We start from the raw sequence: 18,398 nt of genomic DNA, 5'->3' as shown, positions 1-18,398 counted from the left end.
AAACCTGGGGCGCCCACACCTTGCTGCACTCCCCGGCTAACCCCCTGCCGCCCGTCGCACCCCCCCCCCCCCGCCGGCGGGGGCCCCCACCTGGGGGGGGCCCCCCGGCAGTACCACGACCCACCGCCCATGCCGGGCACACCACATGAGGGGCGACGAACCGACGCCCGCCGCCCCTCCCTGTCGGCGGGTGCGGCTAGCGTGAGCGCATACAGGCAGTCGAGCCGGTACCAGGGGGATCGATGGAGAACGAGCGGGACCACGGCCGGACCGCGCGGAACGGTTCGCTCGCCATGATCGGCCTGGGGGTCCTGCTGTTCGTCCTCAGCCTGGCCTATCTGATACCGCACGACATGGGTGTGACCTCGGATCTCCGCAGTCGAGGCCTCCACACCCCGGCGGTCGTCACCGAATGCGCCGAAGTGAGCAACCCCCAGGACAACCCGGCGGGCAACTCCAACTGCAGGGTACGGTTCACGACGTCCCAGGGGACCTCCGTCGAGACCCAACTGGCCTACGTCACCGGCACCGTCAAGCCCCGTGACACCGTGACGGTGGTGTACGACCCCCAGCACACCGACATCGCCGCCCTCGCTTCGAGCATCGGCTTCTGGAACTCACTGACCCGGAACGCGCTCGACGTGGTCGCACTGGTCGCCTCGGTCGTCATGACCCTCCTGGGCCTCGCGGTCCACCTCGCCTACCGCCGGTTCACCCGACCGACGTCCAGCGCCGGCTGACCGCCGCTCTCACCGGCGACCGGGGCGAGGCCCGACGGCGCCTACGCAGTGTGACGCCTCCGCCGTCCAGGAACCGGTCCGACGCCGGGAGGCGAAGCCGGGGGCCGGAACCAGGAATTGATACGCGTCCGAACCGGGAATAACCTGGAACCAACCCGAGTTGGCGACCCGGAGCCCCGCCCCGCCGACCGGCACTCCACATCCCCCCACCGCATCCCTCTGCTGCGTCCACCCGCTGGGGGCGCCCGATGCACACCCACCCGGCACGAGCCCTGGCCGCCTGTTCGCCAGGGCACGGCAGACTCCACCTCTTCGTCGGCGCGGACGACGGCTCCGTACGGCACCGGACCTTCGACGGCAGCTGGCACGCCTGGCGCGCGCTGGACCGCCCCTGGCCCTCCCCCGGCGCCCCCGCGTTCAACTGGCTGAGCGCCACGGCGGTCGAGGGCCGCCCGGTCGAGCTCTTCGCCCTCAGCACCACCGGCGAGCTGTGGTCCCTGCGCCCGGGCGCCGAGGAACGGCCGCACTGGCACTCGCTCGGCACCCTGGCCCGGGGCGGCGCGGCGACCGGCTTCACCGTCGTGACGACCCGTCCCAGCGAGGTCCACCTCCTCCTGGACACCGGCGCCGACGGCTGGGAGTTGCTGCACGCCCACCCGAACAAGGGGCCAATTGTGCTCCGCGCGGGCGAGCGACCACCCGAGCACCTCGCCGACCACCTCGCCGCCACGGCCACCGCACCCGACCGGGTCGACCTCCTCCTCGCCGACCCCCGCGAACACCGCCTGCTCCGGGCCCGCCTGGAGACCGACACACCGGGGACGCCGCAGCCACCCGCCTGGGAGGCGCTCGGCCCGCTCCCCGACGGTGACGAACACTCCTTCACCTGCCTCGCCGCGACGGAGCGTGACGTCTTCCTCGGCGGCGACCACGGCCTCCACCACTCCGCCCTGGCCCCCTGGCTCGGCTGGGAGCAGCTCGGCGGCGACCTCACCGCCCACGGCACGACCGGCCCCCGGCTGGCCGCCGTCGCCTCCGGCGGCGGCCGCACCGACGTGTTCGCCGTCTGGGCCGGTGCCGCGCTGATGCACCGCCGCTTCGACCGCGGCTGGCAGGACTGGCAGCTCCTCGACCTGCCGGACGCGCCCACGGGCAGCTACCCCGTGCTGCGCCCCGAGGACCTGGTCACCCTGACCGTCCGGAGCCAGGGCCTGCACCAGCAGACCCTGCCCGACGGCACGGTCCAGCTGGTCGCCGACACCGGGAGCGGCGGCCACCTCCTGGTGGACGTCCCCCCGCAGCACCTGGCCGAGACCGTGGTGGAGTCCGGTCAGCCGCCCCAGGGCTTCCTGGCCGGACCGTCCACCCTGTGCTTCGCCGTCGGCCCGGACCCGGTCACCCTCACCGTGGCCGGCCTGCTCGACGCGATGAACCGCCTGCCGCTGCTCATCGAGGCGTCCACCACCGCCGACCTGCTGGCCCGACTCGAAATCCCCTGGAACCTGCTGCTCACCCTGCAGTCGGACGCCCGGTGCACCCATCGCACCCTGCCCTCTACCGGCACGGCCGGCGGCACCGAACTGTGGCACAGCCGGATCGCCGGCCCGGACGGGCACCTGACGGCGCGGCCCGTCCGGTCCCTGGCCGACGGCACCGACCACGGCACCCCGCTGGACGCCTGGTTCGATCAGATCGTCACGGCCGCCGCCCAGAATCCGGGCATCCCGCTAACCGTGGACCGGCTGGTCCTCACCGCCTTAGGCGCCCGGTTCACCGCCGCCGCCCACTGGCCCCAGCTGGAGTGGGCCCAGGACTCCGCCCTCGGCCGGGACTTCCACGTCAAGGTGTCCGCCCCCGGCGCCCTGTTCCCCTTCGGCCACCGGGCCGTCTACATCGAGGTCTCCGACCGCCGGTTCGACGGCACCGACCCCGCCGTGGCCGCCCTGCACCGCAACACCTTCCTGATCGTCACCGAGCCGGTCCGCGACGACTACGGCATCGGCGAGGGCGGCCCGCACGAACGCGCGTTCCCGTTCCAGCGGATCGCGATCGACCCCCAGCAGACCGAGGGCCTGGACGACGCCCACTGGCTCCCCGTGGACTCCTCGACGACCCCGCCGAGGTGCTTCTGGCCCGCCCGGGCCCGGGTTCCCGTGGTGTTCACCCTCCAGGCCAGGGCCGGCACGCAGGACGTGGAGCTGCACCTGCCGCTGCTGTTCGTCGAGGACGCCGCCACCGGCGCCGACTACGGCGCGCTGCTCGACGGGATCTACGGGCGCGGCCCGGTCACCGGGCCCCTCACCGGGGCCCTCGACGGAGCCCGCGACGGAGCCTTCGACGAGCCCGGCCGCCCGCTGTCCGACATCGCGGCCCGCATCCCGCTCGCCATGGCCTCGGCGACCCAGGCGATCGAGGACACCGTGCAGGAGGTGCAGTCGATGACCTTCGGCGGGCTCGGCGCCGGGCTCTCCCCCAGCGGCGTCGGCTTCTACCCGCAGGTCACCCAGCTGGCCGTGGGCCTGCCGGCCGTCCGCCAACTGCTCGGCCCGCTCCAGGCGCTCCCGGCGACGCTCACCAGGAACCTCCTCGACACCCCCTGGGGCAGCCCGATCCCCGACGCGCTGCTCGACCTGGTACCGCCGCACCCGCTCGACTTCGGGGCCGCCGGCGCCCGGGTCGGCGCGCTGGCCGCGCCCAACATGCTGGTGTCGCAGATCTCGCGCACGCTCGGGCCAGCCGTCAGCGACGCGTTCCAGACCGATCCCACCAAGCTGTTCGCCCCGGACGCCAGCCTGTTCGGCGTGGTCCCGCTGTCCATGCTCATCCAGGCCGTCACCGCTCCCCCGAAGCTGCTCTGGCAGCAGCCGCCGGCCGACCGGTCGCCGCTGCTCGCCGGGCAGGGCATGCCCCACCCGTCGGCCGAGCTCACCTGGCACCAAGGCCTGCACAACCCCGTGCCGCCGTTCCGGCCCGGCCCCGACTGCGCGCTGGACCTCGACGTCCGGGCCCAACTGGTCGACGGGAAGCCCGAGATGCACGCCACCGGGACGATCAGCGACTTCCACCTGATCGTCCCCGACCAGGGCGCCCCCGCATACGTCGACCTCACCTTCACGTCCGTGACCTTCACCGCCGATCCCGGCAAGCGGCTGAACCTCGCGGTCCATCTCACGGACGTCACGCTCGGCGGGGACCTCGGCTTCCTCGCCACCCTGCAGCAGTACCTCCGGTTCGGGGACAACGGCCCGCACATCGACCCCTCGGCCACCAGCATCACTGCCTCCTACACCATCGCCGTGCCCAGCATCGGCCTGCTGGTGTTCAGCGTGCAGAACCTCACCGTGCAGGCCGGCGTCACGCTGTCGCTGACCGACCAACCGATCCTGCTGGACTTCGCGTTCGGCACCCGGGAGCGGCCGTTCCTGGTCACCGTGTCGGGTTTCGGCGGCGGCGGGTACCTGGAACTCGGCATCAGCGCCGGCGGCACCGACAGCGGCCTGCAACGCTTCACCGGCGGGATCGAGTTCGGTGCCGCCATCGTGATGGACTTCGTCATCGTCTCCGCGGAGGTGCACGTCTTCGGCGGCGTCGTCTTCGCCAAGAACGGGACCGGGACCGAGGTCACGGGCTACCTGCGGATCGGCGGCAGCGTCTCCCTGCTGGGGCTGATCAGCGTCTCGATCGAGCTGACCCTCGCCCTGACCTGGAACGCCACGGTCGGCTCGCTGACCGGCTCGGCGCAGCTCGTCATCACCGTGGACCTGACCTTCTTCTCCAAGTCCTTCACGCTGGAGTGCCACAAGTGCTTCGGCAACTGCCCCTCCTCCGCCGGAGCCCGCGGCGCCCTCCCCGGCGCCGCGACCGCCGCGACCGCCGCGGACCCGTCGGTCCGGGCCGCGCTCGGGCCGCAGGGGCAGTCCTTCCCGTGGCAGACCTACTGCCGGGCGTTCGCAGGGGAGTGAGCCATGCCATCGACCGGCCCGAAGAGCCCGACCGCCCCGGTGAACCCGACCGGCCTGGAACGGCAGTTCCTCTGGACAGTGCTCCCGGCAGGCCGGGTGGCGGCCGTGCCCGGCCAGTCAGCGCCGATGGCACTGCTGTCGGTACTGCTGACACCGCGCCTGATCGGCCCGGACGCCACCCCGCTCACCGTCACGGACTTCGGGATGCAGGACTGGCCGACGCGACTCGCCGGGGTCGGCTTCGACGTCCGCCGCGCCGGGCAGTCGCTGCCGTCCGTACCGGTCCCGTACACCGCCCTCGACGGGAGCACCGTGCAGTTCCCGCCGGACCGGCAACTCGCCCTCTGGCAGGCGCTGTTCAGCGCGACCATGCAGGTGGAGCCGTACCGGCCCACCAGCTACGACGGACGCGACGTCACCACCTTCCCGGCCGGCCAGGCCGGCACCGACGTCAAGGGCATCTACACCGCCACCGCCCAGGCCCACGCCGCGCACCGCGGCGCCGCGCCGGAGAGCAACCCGGGCCTGCGGGCCGCCTTGCGGGCGATCGGAGAGCAGTGGCGGCCCGCCCTGCTGGAGCCCGTCGGCGCCCGGCCCGACGCCACCCCGGCCGACGCAACCCCGGCTCTCGCCCAGGCGTACGCCTTCTACCGGCGCGGAGCGGCCACCACTCCGCCGGCCCGGCGGACGGCGTCCCCTCCCGAGCCCGAGTTCCACCAGAGCGTCGCGCACCTGACCGACCATCCCGTCATCCTGCGTGCGCTCGGCCTGCTGGTGGACCTCGCCGTCCCCGCCGCCGGACTCACCCCGGTGGACCAGGCGCACCCGGCGGAGCTGAGCGTGACGCCGCTATGGCCCCAGCAGGAACCGGACCCGACGCCGGGCTGGAGCGGAGCCGTCCAGAGCGACCTCTCCCCCACCACCGCCTACACGCTCAGCGGCACGCGCTTCGTGCCCGCCTCGGTCGACGGTCCAACCTCCACCGGTTTCGGCGACGGCCTCCTGCCCCTGGCCGGCGCCGGCCTCGCGCCCTCCGCCAACCCCCGGTTCGAGCTGCTGCCCTTCGATGTGGACGGCGCCGCCCTGCGGTTGGTCAGCACGGCCCGGTCGGACGCCACCCCGGCCCCGCCCGACGGAACCCCCGCAGTCCCGGTCGGGGCGCTGCCCGCCCTCCACTCGATGGGCTTCGCCCTGGTGGACCGGGCTCGGGAGGAGGAGCACGGCAAGCAGCTCCAGCGGGCGCACCAGCGCAGTACCCCGGCCGGTCTGATGGCCGCGGCCCTGCTGGCGGACTCCCTGCTCGGCGGCTACCGGATGGACGTCTTCGACGTCAAGCACCGGGCCTGGCACTCACTGTGCCGACGACGGGTGCACTACACCGTCGGCGGCGTGCCGCTGCTGCCGAACGGCCTGCTGGACGAGGGCTACCTGCGCCCCGGCCCGGTGGTCACCGGTTTCGGCGACGCCGACGCGCTGTACCTGCACGAGATCGTGGCGCGCTGGGACGGCTGGAGCCACGTCGCCCAGCGGCCCGAGCGGGTCACCGCCACCGGGGACACCATGCCGAGGCCGGTGGCGTCGGTCCTCGACACGACGGTGGAGTGCGATCCCGGTTCGCTGCCGCGCCTGCGGTTCGGCCGCACGTACCAGTTCCGGGTCCGGATCGCCGACCTGGCCGGCGGCGGGCTGCGCGCCGAGGAGGTCCCCACCACCGAGGCCCGGTCGGCCGCGGTCGTCTACCACCGCTTCGAACCGCTGCCGCCCCCGGAACTGGTGCCCACCCGGGAGTGGGACGACGGCGACGGCCAGGACCGGATGGTGATCCGCAGCGACCGCGGCATCTCGGCGGCCGACTACGCGACCCTGCACGGCTACCGCCCCTACGACCTGCGGCACCTGCTGCCGCCGAAGTCCTCGCTCGCCCTGGCGATGCAGTACGACGGCGCCTTCGACGCCGCGCTCGGCCCGGCGGCGCCCGACACCGTGGTGTCCGGGCTGTTCGACGCCGCCGCCCTGGCCGACGGCGAGCTCACCGACATCCCGGGCTCGCAGACCGTCCCCGCCGGACCGACCGGGCCGTCCCCGTACGTCATCGTGCCCGAGACCGACGCGGCACTCCCCTGGCTGGCCGACCGGAGCAGCGCCTGCGCAGCCCTGAGGGCCCAGACCCGGCCGATCGACCCCGCCAACGGGCGACCCGGCGCGATCGACCCGCCGGACCACGACGTGCTCGCCATCTGGCAGGGCACCTGGCCCGCGCTGCAGACCGCGTCCATCCGGCTGGAGGCGGCCGCGGGCGGCTGCAAGGTCAGCCGGGCGGACCCGCGCCACCTCACGGTCGCGCTCGGCCCGACCGAGCAGGTGACCTTCGACATCCCGTCCTGCCCCACCTTCGACGACGTCTACCTGTTCGGCATCGCGTTCTGGCAGGGCATCGCCCCGAACACGCCGCCGCACGATCCGAGGTTCCAGGACATCGCCGCCGGCCGGAACCGCCTGATCACCCCGCCGCGCACGATCTCCCTGGTGCACGCGGTGCAACGCCCCCTCACCGACCCGCACGGGCAGCTGACGGCCCACCGGACGCCGGGCGACCGCGACACCGTCCTCGGCCCGGAGAACCTGGTGATCGACATCCCGAGCACCGGCCGGATCGACCTGCACGCCGAGTGGACCGACCAGGACGACAACCCGCCCGCCGCGCCGACCACCACCCCCCGGACGGCGCACGTCGGCTCGTACGAGGTCCAGCACCTGGCGAAGCTGGAGGCGCTCCCGGTGATCCGCCAGGAGTTCGGCGACACCCGCCACCACCACGTGAGCTACGCCGTGACGGCCGTCTCCCGCTTCGAGGACTGCTTCGCCCGCGTCCTCGCCACCGACCCCGGCGCCTGCACCGTCGCCGGGCAGCTCACCGACCTCGACGTGCCGAGCACCGTGCGCCCACCCGTCCCCCAACTACTGCGCTGCGTCCCGTCATTCGACTGGACCACGACCACTGACGGACAGCAGTCGCTCACCCGGGTACGCCAGGGCGGCGGCCTGCGGGTCCTCCTCGGACGGCCCTGGTACGTCTCGGGCGACGACGAGGCCCTGGCCGTGCTCACCTTCCCGTCCGGACCGGTGCTCCCCGACGCCCTGCGGTACGTCACGGTCGCCGGCCGCGACCCGATCCGGGACACCGGTGCACCGCCCGCCGTCCTCACCGCCGCCCAGGTCAACACGGCGCAGCGGGCCCAGGTCACCCTCCCCGAACTGCAGCGCCAACTGGACGCGGCCATGTACCCGGTCGAGTTCGACGCCGAGGGCGACTGCTGGTTCGCCGACCTGGACCTGGCGCCGGTCGTCGCCGCCTCCTACTTCCCGTTCGTCCGGCTCGCCCTGGCCCGCTACCAGCAGTACACCCTCCCCGGTCTCCCCGCCGTCTCACCGGTGGTGCTCACCGAGCCCCTCCAACTCGCCCCGCAGCGGCGGCTGACGGTCACCCGGAGCGCGGGGCAGGCGGGCGTCACCCTGGAGGGCCTCGGGCCGGGCCCCGGCGGGGTCGGGACCGCCGTCCGGACCGAACTCCAGGTCCAGGACCCGGGGGTGCCGGCCCCCGACGGCGTCACCGGCTGGTCCACCGTACTGACGACCTCCGCCGTGCTCGGGCAGACCGCCGCGATCAGCGTCCCGGACACCGGGCAGCGGGCCCAGCGTCTGGTGGTCCGGGAGTTCGAGAACGAACCCGTGCCCGCCGGCGGTACTACGGGGCGACCGGTCTTCCTCGACGTCGTACCACTCGGAACGTGGTGAGGAAGGCCACCTCACCCCTGCGACGGAAGAAACGGATCATGGCAGACATCTTTCCCGACATCGTCACAGGCAAGATCCGGCTCGCCAACCTCGCCTCCACCAACGTGTCCCCCTTCGTCGTGGACCAGGTCGCGACGGCCTGGGCCCTCCTGGTGGTGGCCATCGGACCGAACTGCGCACCCCTGGGCGCGCGGCCACCGCAGATCGAGATCCAGGCCGGACACGGGCCGCTCACCGGCATCCCGGCGGCGCCCGCCACCGCCTCGATCGTCGACCAGAGCTTGGCGGCGGTCGGGACCGCCTCGTGGACCCCGGCCGGCTTCGACGTCTTCGCCGTGACGATCGACATCACCAACCCGGACGACCGCCCCTGGGCCGTGCGGTTCACCAACACCGACCCGGTGGAACTCGGCTTCGTCTGGTCCACCGCGTCGAGTGTGAAGACGGCCCCGCAGCCCCGGATCGTCATGGACACCACCCCGCTCCAGCGGATCGTGAACGTGGGCGCGGCCCTCCCGGACATCTCGATCCCGATCTCCAACATCGGCACCGGGCCGCTGACCGTCAACGACCGCGGTGACCAGGCCATGGGAGCCGGCTACGTGTTGAAGGACTTCCCGAACCCCCTTCAGCCCAACGGCTGCTCCCACCTCCGGATCGGGATCACCGCCGCGTCCGTACCGCCCGTCACCAGCACGGTGACCGCCACCTTCGTCCTGGACTGCAACGACCCGGTGGACCAGGAGGTCACCCTGCAACTGTCCCGCACCGAGAAGGAGAAGGAGGTCAAGGAGCACAAGGACGTCGGCAAGGAGGACAAGGAAACGAAGGACGACAAGGACCACAAGGACGACAAGGACAACAAGGACGCGATCAAGGACGGTCCCCATGGCGAGCTCCTCGACCCGACCTCCAAAGCCGTCCCCCCGCCCGAGCACTTCATCCCCCCGACCCAGCGCCCCGACCTCGCGGACAGCGCCCTCCGGGACGAGCCCCCCGAGCCCGGACGGACCGAAGGGTAGGCACCCCATGTGGCTGGTGCTCTGCGACCCGGCGGACCGGGCCGCCGGGTGGGCGTACGAAGGACTGCGCGCACGCGGGCTGGCACCGCTGGAACAGCTCTCCCCGCAGACCCTGCTCGGCTCCACCAGGACGGCCCACCGCGTCGACCGCCTCGGCGCCCGCTTCGAACTCTCCCTGCCCGACGGGCGTGTCCTGGACAGCCGCGACGTCGACGGCGTGCTCAACCGGGTGGCCTCCGCGCCCTTCGGGTACCTGCCGTTCACCACGCATGCCGACGCCGTGTACGCCGCCGAGGAGCTGAGCGCGCTGCTGCGCAGCCTGCTCACCTGTCTGGCCCCGGTCTCGGTCAACCCGCCCTGCCGGTACGGACTGTGCGGGGCTTGGCGCTCGACCGCGGAGTGGACCGCGCTCGCGATCCGGGCGGGGCTGCCGGTCCCGCCGGCCCGGATCTCCAGCAGCCCCGACCCCGAACCGCGCAGGCCCCCGGCCGGGCGCGGTGACGTCCTGGTGCTCGGCGAGCACGTCTTCGGCGCGCCCACGACCGAGGACGAGGAGCCGTACGTCCGGCTCGCCCGGCTCGCCGAACTCGACCTGCTCGGCGTCGACCTCCACTGCGAGGACGGACAGCCGGCGGTCTTCGCCGGAGCGAGCCCGCTGCCCGACCTCCGCCCGGGCGGCGATCCCTTCCTCGACCGCCTGCTCGAACACCTCACCGCGCTCTCGGCGGGTGCGCCGTGATCGTCGTCTGCGGCATCGCCAGCGAACCGCCGGTCGCCCGGATCACCGCCGAACTCGACGCGCTCGGCTTGCCGTTCGCCATGCTCCACCAACGGCGGTTCCAGGAGCTGCCGTTGGAGCTGGAGGCCACCGGCACGGCCGTCCGGGGGCGGATCCCGTACGACGGCGGGTCCGTCGACTGCGCCGACGTCACCGGTATCTACCTCCGGCCGATGGACTGGCGCAGACTCCCCGAGGTCCGCGGGGCGGACGAGTCCACGGTGCGCCGCTGCGAGCTCTGGCACGCCGCCCTGATCACCTGGTCGGAGCTCGCCCCGGGCCGCGTGATGAACCGGGAGAGCGCGATGGCCTCCAACATGTCCAAGCCCCACCAGGCCCAGCTGATCCAGCGGTCCGGATTCCTCGTCCCGGAGACCCTGGTCACCAACGACCCCGAACTCGTCCAGGAATTCCGGGAGCAGCACGGCGAGTTGGTCTACAAGTCGATCAGCGGGATCCGCTCGATCGTCCGGATCCTCGACCGGCAGGCCCTCGACCGGCTGCCGCTCATCCGCTACTGCCCGGTGCAGTTCCAGCGCTACGTCACCGGCACCAACCTCCGGGTGCACACGGTCGCCGACCAGGTGTTCGCCACCCGGGTCGAGACCGACCGGGTCGACTACCGCTACGCCCACAGCGACGGCGGCCACGCCGAACTCTCCGCCTGGCAGCCCCCCGAGGACCTCGCCGAACGTTGCCTGCGCCTGGCGGCCCAGCTGGGTCTCGAACTCGCCGGCATCGACCTGATGCTGGCCGACGACGGCGAGGTCTACTGCTTCGAGGTCAACCCCTGCCCGGCCTTCACCTACTACGAGGCCCACACCGGCCAACCGATCGCCCAAGCCGCCGCTCTGGCCCTCGCGCGGCGCTGAGGAGAAGGAGACTCCGATGGCCCAGCTCGTCCTCACCGGCCAGATCCAAGGCCAGAGCACCACCCTGTGCAACTTCACCATCGCCGTCAACGGCGGCAGCCCCGTCGGTCCGGACAACGTCGTCCTGGACCAGTCGATCTTCACCATCCCGGACACCGACGCGGCGATCGACATCCAGGCGGCCGCCGTCGACCAGGTCAAGTACGGGACGCTCACCGCCCACCTCAACATCGACTCCACCGGTGCCGTCCAGGCCTTCCCCCCGGTGAACGGCAACTGGACCGACCCCACGGTCACCTCCTCGGCCGGCGGCCAGACCATCGCCATGACCGCCTACTTCGCGCCGCTCCGCGACGCCACCGAGCAAGCGCGACTCAGCCTGGCCCAGACCGGCTCCGACTACCCCGGCAGTCCGCCCGCCCCATCACCCGGTGACATGAGCTTCCGAACCCCCGGCGTGTCCCTGCCGCCGCTGGTCTACGCGGTGCCCTCGGCGATCGACACGACCGTCATCGCCGCACCGGCGATCGACAGCGGCAACATCCAGGTCCAGACCCAGACCGTGTCGCCCTTCGCCGAGACCGTCGTCCTGCAACTCCCCGGCATCTCCGCACCGCAGCTCGTCGCCGTCCACTGGCCGGACGGCGTCTCCCGCGCCCCGGGCGCGCCGCCCGCCCCCTTCCTGGTCTACTTCCACTCCGGCATGGCCCAGAACTCCCCGGGCGACTACGACGACCCCCGCGACCGCCACGACCCGACGACGGGCAACACCTACCCCTTCGGCTGGGACTACCAGTTCTTCGGCCTGGTCAACTACCTCCAGTACATCGACGACCCCTTCCTCGCCAACCCCTTCGCCAAGGGCCTCGGCCTCCAACTCGCGGCCTCCGGGCGGAACGTCGTGCTGGTCCTCCCCCTCATGCGGGTCGCCGGCAACCCCTGCAACGAGATCGGCTCCTTCGCCGACGCCGTCTTCCTCCAGGAGTACCTGCCTGAGATCCAAGCCTTCATGTTCCGGCGCAAGGGCAACTTCCAGTTCGGACCGATCGGCCGGCTCGGCATGGCCTCCTTCAGTAGCGGCCACGCCGCCCTGACCTGCTTCCTCGGCAACGCCGCCAACCAGGCCCACCCCCTGTACCTGGACACCCTCCAGGAGGCCTACCTCTTCGACCCGCACGCCGACCTGGTGTCCGAGACCCTCCCGCCGCTGACCCAGGTGGCCGCCTGGGCCGCGCGCGGCAGCTCCGGCACCAAGGTCGCCCGCCTCTACACCCAGAACGACCCTGCCCAACTCGCCCCGCTGCTCGCCCAGCTCGGTGTCACCGCCCCCGGCCCCGCGCCCTTCGACGCCGCCACCCCGGACGACCGCAACTCGCTCACGTCCCTCCCCATCCTGGCCTGGAAGGGCCTGGCCATCCAGCAGGGCGGCAGTGTCCCGTACACCAACTCCGGCCAGGTCCACCAGGTGATGTCGGCCCTCATGCTCACCGACGCCCTGCGCCGCAGCCAGTTCTGAGCAGCACCCGCCTCACTTCCACGGCATCGCCTTGTCCAGCGCGGCACCCACTCGGGCCGTCACGTCCTGGCCCGCGACGAGCGCGAGGACACCGCCGACCAGCAATGTCCAACGCAGGCTCGCCGCCATCGCCTCCTGGTTCGCCAACGGCGGGATCGTCGGCAGCGCCGCGGCGGCGACCAGCAGGACCACCGCGGGCCACAGCCGGACCGCCGCACGCCACAGCCAACGGCGCGCCGGAACGGACTCCGGAGCGCTGACGAGCAGGGCCCGCCGGTCGCCGTTCGCAAGGTGCACCAGGGCACAGACCAGCGAACCGACGATCGGCTCGACCTGCTGCTGGTTGTACGCCGCCGCGAGCGGGGCCTGGTGGGACCGGAACACCACGGCGATCCGCCGCGCTTCGGACCGCAGCGGCGCCCGGGCCGACCAGCCCGCTCGGCCGGGCAACGCCAGCGTCTGCTCGGCCACATCGCCCAGTTGCGCCAACTGACGGCAACACCGGCGCCGCCGGCGCGCGCTCAGGCCGCGCCGGTCAGCATGGATCACGGCGGCCGTGGCCACGACGGCGAGAAGCAGTCGATCGTGCGGGCGGCTGCGCGTGGACTGCCAGTGACGCTGGGCCCAGAAGCCCGCGTACATCCAGGCAAGGCTGATCTGAACCATGACCAGGGCGTAGAACAGTACTCGCAGAGTGTTCGACAGAGTGCCGAAGGTTCCGTCGAGATCGAGCGAGGAGTCCAGCTCCTACGGGCAGGGAGTCGAAGGCCCTCAGGTCGCCCCGGACCAACGGGACCACGCTCTCGCGCACCCGACAGCTGAATCGCCGCCGCACCACCGCCGGCAGATCGACCGCTCGCACATCCAGGAACCGCATGAACACAGACCTACCCGATGGGGTGCCAGGTGCGTCGAGGAACCGGGAATCCGCTCCGCGGTACGCGGTCATGCCGAACGAGTGCGCGACTCGCGACGTCCGGCGGAACACCGCCGACCAGTGCCTCGGGCGCCCGCCTCAGCCGCCGGCGAGGTCGTCGCGCAGGGCCGTCTCGGCCCAGTCCGCCGCGTCCTCGCCGCCGATCAGCTCCACCTGGACGGAGTCCGGCTCGCCGGAGAGGTCCTCGACGGCCGAGAAGGGGACCCCGTGGCGGGTCAGGATCTCGCCGACGGTGACGGCGTCCACGCCCTCGGGGACGCTCACGCGCAGGAACAGCCTGCCGTCGTCCTCGCTCCGGAGGGTGGGCCACTGGTTCTCCGGGCCCTTCGCCGTGCGGTCCCGCTCGTCCCCGTTCTGGTCCGACATGTCGCCCTCCGATCACGGGCAGTCACAGCTGGGAGATCACCGCCGCGAGGACGAGGGCGACCTCGACCAGCAGCAGGAGGGTGGCGCACTGGTAGTACCGGGCCAGCTTGACGATCTGCGCCTTGTTCCCGTTCAGGGTGTCCACCAGCTTCAGCACCAGCGCCCGGTCCACCGGTGGGCCGTCCGCCCCGCCCGGCGGCGGGTCGAGCACCTCCAGTACCCCGTGACCGAAGGTGAAGTTCCTCGGCCAGAGCACCAGCATGACGACGGCTCCCTGGACCAGGACGACGCCGAGCAGCGACACCGCCGCCCAGAGCGGGAACTGGACCCCGGCGCTGTCCCCGATCAGGTGGACGGACGAGGAGAAGGTGACCACGAAGGCGGCGGTCGCCAGGATCCCGGTCGCCCTGGTCCGCAGGTTCCCGACCGTACGGTCCTGGGCGTCGCACAGGCTCATGGCCACCTGGTAGGCCAGCTGCACCCGCTGTTGTTCGGCTGTTCCCGCCGGAGCCGGGCCCGGCTCCGGCGGGGTCCGGCCGGCTTCCGTGAGGTCGTCCATCACGCCTCCTGGGATCGGTCCGACCCGTCCCGAGCTGCGCGTCCGTGCTTCCTCGGCCGCTGATCTCACGATAGTCGCAGCCCGGTGGGGTGTCGACGGAGAGCCGGGGCCCGGCCCTCAGCGCGAGCGGCCCCGGCCCGGCCGGCCCTACACCTCGGCGAGCCGGGCGGCCAGGGCGTCCAGCCCGAGCGAGCCGTGGGTGAGGACGGCGCCGTGCCAGGCCCGCAGGTCGAAGGCGGCACCCTGGCGGCGCCGAGCGGCCTCGCGACCCTGCAGCCAGACCCGTTCGCCCAGCTTGTAGCCGATGGCCTGGCCCGGCCAGCCCAGGTAGCGGTCGATCTCGCTGCTGCGGCGCGGGAGTTCGCTGCCGTGGTGGGCGGCCATGAACGCGGTGGCGAGCTCCGGAGTCCAGCGTTCTCCCGGGTGGCCGCTCCATTCACCGGTGGCGGCATCGGCGGGGATGACGAGCTCCAGGTGCATCCCCAGGTCGACGATCACGCGGATGATCCGGAGCATCTGCTTGTCCAGGTAGCCGAGGCGCCGGGCGGGGTCGGTCAGGAAGCCCAGTTCGTCCATCAGGCGCTCCGCGTACAGCGCCCAGCCCTCCTTGTCGGCGCTGACCGCGCCGAGGGTGATCTGGTAGGTGCTGAGGCTCTCGGCGGAGGCGGTCCAACGGGCGGTCTGCAGGTGGTGGCCGGGGACGCCCTCGTGGTACCAGGTGCTGACGAGCTGCCAGGTGGGGAAGGACCGCCGGCCGAGGGTGGGCAGGTAGGTGCGGCCGGGGCGGCTGAAGTCGAGGCTGGGACCGTTGTAGTAGGGCGCGCCCGAGCTGCCGGGCGGCGCGATCCTGGTCTCGACGCGGCGCATCGGGCCGGTGATGTCGAAGTGGGTGCCGTGCAGGGCGTCGATCGCCTCGTCGATGACCTCCTGGAGCCAGGCGCGGACGTTCTCCTCGCCCTCGACGGCGTGGCCGTGCCGGTTCAGGTGGTCCATGGCGGCGCGGGGGTCGGCGCCGGGGAGGATGCGCTCCGCCTCGACCCGCATCTCGGCGACCGTGCGGTGGAACTCCTCCCAGGCCCAGGCGTACGCCTCGGCCGGGTCGATGTCGGCGCCGTTCGCCCAACGGGCCGAGCGCAGGTAGCGCTCGCGGCCGACGGCGTCCGGGGTGCCGTCGGCGGCGGGCAGGTAGGTGTCGTGGAGCCAGTCGCGGAAGGCCGCCGCAGCGGCGGTCGCGCGGTCGGCGGCGGCGTCCAGTTCGGGCCGCAGCCGGGCGGGGCCGCCCGCCGCGAAGCCGGTGAACCAGCTCGTGCCGGTGCCGTTCCGGCCGGTCCAGGCGTCGAGTTGGGCGATGGTCGCGCGGGCCTGCCGGGGCGCGCTCAGCAGCCCCCGGCGGATGCCCTCGGCCAGGGTGGCCCGGTAACCGTCCAGCGCGCCGGGCACGTTGCGCAGCCGGCCGGCGACGGCGGCCCACTGCTCCTCGGTGTCGGTGGGCATCATGGTGAACACGCCCCGCACCTGGTGCAGCGGCGAGTTGACGTTGCGCAGCGCGCGGAGGTGGTCCCCGGCCTCGTGGACGGCGAGTTGGGCGGTCAGCCGTTCGCGCAGCAGTCCGGCGCAGTCCCGGTCGGCGGCTCCGTCCGGGGGCGCGGCGGCGTCGAGCGCGGTGAGGGTGCGCCGGGCCGCTTCGGCGAGTGCCTCGAAGCCCTCCGGCGACAGGTCCGGCTGCCGGTCGTCCTCGGGGTGCAGGCCGAGTCTGGTCGCGACCGCCGGGTCGAGTGCGGCGACCTGGGCGACGTGCTCGTCGGCGATCCTGCGGGCGGACTTCGGCGTCTCGGGCATCCCCCCATGCTGGCGCAGCGGCCGACCCGCCGTCCAGGGCGCCAGGCCGTGGACGACGGGTCGGCCGTTCGCGGCCTCAGCCCTGGCAGAGGCCCCGGCTGTAGTCGAAGGTCGCGGCGGCCTGCGAGTACTGCCACTGCGGGGCGAGCAGCTGGGCGTCCAACTGCGCGGCGGCGGTGCGGTTCTCGACCACGTACCCGAAGTCCTGCAGCCAGGCCGGATAGAGGTTCTTGGAGCCGATGAAGAAGGCCGATCCGTCGACCGAGACCAGCTTGTGGTGCAGCGCGTACGGGTGGCCGTCGGCCCAGGTCGGGGCGGACGAGGCCCGGAACGAGGCGAGTTGGAGGTTCTGGCACATCGCCGTCCGCGCCTGCCCCGGGTCGCCGAGGCGGTCGGTGAGCCGGGCCGCGAGGGTGTCGCTGATCTCGTTCAGCGACTTGATCTGCGAGTAGCCGCCGCTGCCGACCGCGCCCCGGTTGCCGGGGTCGCTGACCACGATGCGGACCTTCACCCCGTCGGCCAGCTTTCCGGCGAGCAGGTCGAACAGCCGGGCGTCGTAGCGGGGCATCGGCGGGCAGGTGCCGGTGACGTCCTGCTGGGAGATGTCGATCCGGCTGCCGGCGCTGGCGACCAGGGCGCGCAGCGCGTTCTCCTCCGGGTTGACCGTCTCGTAGTTCCGGTCGCCGTTGGTGTTGTCGTGCAGTCCGATCGGGCCACACTTGATGTCGTCGGCGTCGGACGCGGGGTCCGGACGGTAGCCGGAGGCGGGGTCGGCGTCGCGGATGCCGACGCCCAGGCCGCCGATGGCGATCACCGGCACGGTGCCGGTGGCGGGCACCTGCCCGGCCGCCGGGTTCAGCCGCTTCTCCAGGTCGGGGGTGCACCCGGCGCCGTTCGTGGAGGCGAACCAGGCGGCCGAGAAGACCCCGCTGTTGCGGCAGGTCCAGTCCCACAGGGTGTCCAGGTAGGCACCGGCGGACGCGGCGGCGGGACCGTTGAGCGCGAGGTCGACGTCCGTCACCGGGTGGGCGGTGTCGAGGTAGTCCTTCTTCCAGTTGTTGATCCCGCCGGTGATGACGCTCTGCCCGTCCACAACCAGCAACTTGGAGTGGTTCCAGGAGAACGCCGTCTTCGCGGTGGTCATCGAGGCCACCTCCAGGGTCACGCTGCCGGCGGCGCCGCCGAGCCGGGCCACCAGGTCGTCCCGGTACTTCGACGGCAGCGCGGTGATGTTGAGCAGCGGCGCGGCCCCGGCGAGGACCCGCACGTGCGGCCTGTTCCCGGCGGCCACCGACGCCTTGAGGCCGTCCGCGATGGCGTCCTGGAACGCACCGTCCGGGAACGGCGCGAGAGTTGATATGTCGACGGTCCGGGTCGCCCGCCCGATGTTCTCCCGCATCTTGTCGAGCAGCCGCTTCGTCCCGGCCCGCTCGGTGCAGGAGGCGTCGCCCCAGCAGCCCGGCGTCTGCAGCAGCCACCCGCCCGGGTCCCCGGCCGGCGCGTCGAGCCGGTTGCCCGCCGTCCGCTGCCACACCGTCCCCTCCAGTCCGGGCGACACCTGACGCAGCGTCCGCTCCACCGCGTCCAGGTGCGGCGTGGCGTCGGTCGGTGCGGTCGCCGCCAGCACGGGAGTCGATTCGGCGAACGCGGGAGCGACCGGCAGCACACCGACGGCGGCCGCGACGGCCAGTACGGAGCCGGCCAGACGGCGACCGGAGCGGCGGGGGTGGAGGGAATGAGGAGAGAGCACGTGCGAGTCCTTCATGCGAGGCCGGGGACGTTCACCCGGACGACACCCTTAAATTACCTTAAAGTAACCTGATGTGCTGTCAGAGTCTCATCAAGGCCCCGCGCCCACCGCAGAACTGACGACCCACCACCACAGACCCGGCCCGACCCGGAGGCCACCCACGCCCCTTCGCCCCCGCCGCCCGAACGCAAAAAGGAGCCGGGGGGGGGGCCCCCCCGGGGCCCCCCCCCCGCGCAGGGAGTTGCGGGGGCCCGCTGAGTGG

The 18,398-nt window shown here is 72.9% G+C and carries 12 protein-coding genes; 7 read left to right on the top strand and 5 right to left on the bottom strand.

Annotation, left to right across the window (positions count from 1 at the left end):
- Positions 1–242: 242 nt before the first annotated feature.
- The 7 genes from ACFVXG_RS33490 (at position 243) to ACFVXG_RS33460 (ending at position 12,685) form a co-directional block, all read left to right on the top strand.
- A complete protein-coding gene (locus ACFVXG_RS33490) occupies positions 243–740 on the top strand; it encodes a DUF3592 domain-containing protein (protein WP_387932980.1) in 498 nt (165 codons plus the stop codon).
- A 248-nt stretch (positions 741–988) separates the two neighbouring features.
- Positions 989–4,702 carry a hypothetical protein gene (locus ACFVXG_RS33485; protein WP_387932978.1) on the top strand — a complete coding sequence of 1,238 codons (3,714 nt, stop codon included), beginning with the start codon at positions 989–991 and terminating at the stop codon, positions 4,700–4,702.
- Positions 4,703–4,705: 3 nt separating this feature from the next.
- Positions 4,706–8,497 (top strand): hypothetical protein, encoded by a 3,792-nt coding sequence (locus tag ACFVXG_RS33480; RefSeq protein WP_387932976.1) that lies wholly within the window; start codon positions 4,706–4,708, stop codon positions 8,495–8,497.
- A 38-nt stretch (positions 8,498–8,535) separates the two neighbouring features.
- Entirely contained in the window at positions 8,536–9,519 is a 984-nt protein-coding gene (locus ACFVXG_RS33475; RefSeq protein ID WP_387932974.1) for a hypothetical protein, read from the top strand.
- Positions 9,520–9,526: 7 nt separating this feature from the next.
- A complete protein-coding gene (locus ACFVXG_RS33470) occupies positions 9,527–10,258 on the top strand; it encodes a hypothetical protein (RefSeq protein ID WP_387932972.1) in 732 nt (243 codons plus the stop codon).
- Positions 10,255–11,169: an ATP-grasp domain-containing protein gene (locus ACFVXG_RS33465; protein WP_387932970.1), complete on the top strand. Its 915-nt coding sequence runs from the start codon at positions 10,255–10,257 to the stop codon at positions 11,167–11,169. The genes ACFVXG_RS33470 and ACFVXG_RS33465 overlap by 4 nt, the downstream gene beginning before the upstream one ends.
- A 16-nt stretch (positions 11,170–11,185) precedes the next feature.
- Positions 11,186–12,685 carry a hypothetical protein gene (locus tag ACFVXG_RS33460; protein WP_387932969.1) on the top strand — a complete coding sequence of 500 codons (1,500 nt, stop codon included), beginning with the start codon at positions 11,186–11,188 and terminating at the stop codon, positions 12,683–12,685.
- Between the two features lie 12 nt (positions 12,686–12,697).
- Here the strand turns inward: ACFVXG_RS33460 and ACFVXG_RS33455 are convergent, their stop codons facing one another.
- The 5 genes from ACFVXG_RS33455 to ACFVXG_RS33435 form a co-directional block, all read right to left on the bottom strand.
- Positions 12,698–13,351, bottom strand: a complete 654-nt coding sequence (locus ACFVXG_RS33455) for a hypothetical protein (RefSeq protein WP_387932967.1) — start codon at positions 13,349–13,351, stop codon at positions 12,698–12,700.
- 349 nt (positions 13,352–13,700) lie between these two features.
- Entirely contained in the window at positions 13,701–13,988 is a 288-nt protein-coding gene (locus ACFVXG_RS33450) for a hypothetical protein (protein WP_387932965.1), read from the bottom strand.
- 22 nt (positions 13,989–14,010) lie between these two features.
- The gene (locus tag ACFVXG_RS33445; RefSeq protein WP_387932963.1) at positions 14,011–14,547 is read right to left on the bottom strand and encodes a hypothetical protein; all 537 of its coding nucleotides are present in this window, start codon (positions 14,545–14,547) and stop codon (positions 14,011–14,013) included.
- 147 nt (positions 14,548–14,694) lie between these two features.
- Complete coding sequence (locus ACFVXG_RS33440; protein ID WP_387932962.1) at positions 14,695–16,386, bottom strand: DUF885 domain-containing protein; 1,692 nt, start codon at positions 16,384–16,386, stop codon at positions 14,695–14,697.
- A 76-nt stretch (positions 16,387–16,462) separates the two neighbouring features.
- On the bottom strand, positions 16,463–18,136 hold the full coding sequence (locus ACFVXG_RS33435) for a phospholipase (protein WP_387932960.1): 1,674 nt from the start codon (positions 18,134–18,136) through the stop codon (positions 16,463–16,465).
- Between the last annotated feature and the right edge of the window lie 262 nt (positions 18,137–18,398).

The sequence above is a fragment of the Kitasatospora sp. NPDC058162 genome, from assembly GCF_042884005.1.
In the GTDB taxonomy this organism is placed as follows: domain Bacteria; phylum Actinomycetota; class Actinomycetes; order Streptomycetales; family Streptomycetaceae; genus Kitasatospora.
This window is presented reverse-complemented; position numbering and strand designations above follow the sequence as displayed.

What these genes read in the sequence shown, in the direction of transcription:
- ACFVXG_RS33445 (WP_387932963.1), bottom strand. Translation starts at nt 14,547, where the DNA reads ATGGACGACCTCACGGAAGCCGGCCGGACCCCGCCGGAGCCGGGCCCG.
- ACFVXG_RS33450 (WP_387932965.1), bottom strand. Translation starts at nt 13,988, where the DNA reads ATGTCGGACCAGAACGGGGACGAGCGGGACCGCACGGCGAAGGGCCCG.
- ACFVXG_RS33470 (WP_387932972.1), top strand. Translation starts at nt 9,527, where the DNA reads ATGTGGCTGGTGCTCTGCGACCCGGCGGACCGGGCCGCCGGGTGGGCG.
- ACFVXG_RS33440 (WP_387932962.1), bottom strand. Translation starts at nt 16,386, where the DNA reads ATGCCCGAGACGCCGAAGTCCGCCCGCAGGATCGCCGACGAGCACGTC.
- ACFVXG_RS33485 (WP_387932978.1), top strand. Translation starts at nt 989, where the DNA reads ATGCACACCCACCCGGCACGAGCCCTGGCCGCCTGTTCGCCAGGGCAC.
- ACFVXG_RS33475 (WP_387932974.1), top strand. Translation starts at nt 8,536, where the DNA reads ATGGCAGACATCTTTCCCGACATCGTCACAGGCAAGATCCGGCTCGCC.
- ACFVXG_RS33460 (WP_387932969.1), top strand. Translation starts at nt 11,186, where the DNA reads ATGGCCCAGCTCGTCCTCACCGGCCAGATCCAAGGCCAGAGCACCACC.
- ACFVXG_RS33480 (WP_387932976.1), top strand. Translation starts at nt 4,706, where the DNA reads ATGCCATCGACCGGCCCGAAGAGCCCGACCGCCCCGGTGAACCCGACC.
- ACFVXG_RS33490 (WP_387932980.1), top strand. Translation starts at nt 243, where the DNA reads ATGGAGAACGAGCGGGACCACGGCCGGACCGCGCGGAACGGTTCGCTC.
- ACFVXG_RS33455 (WP_387932967.1), bottom strand. Translation starts at nt 13,351, where the DNA reads ATGGTTCAGATCAGCCTTGCCTGGATGTACGCGGGCTTCTGGGCCCAG.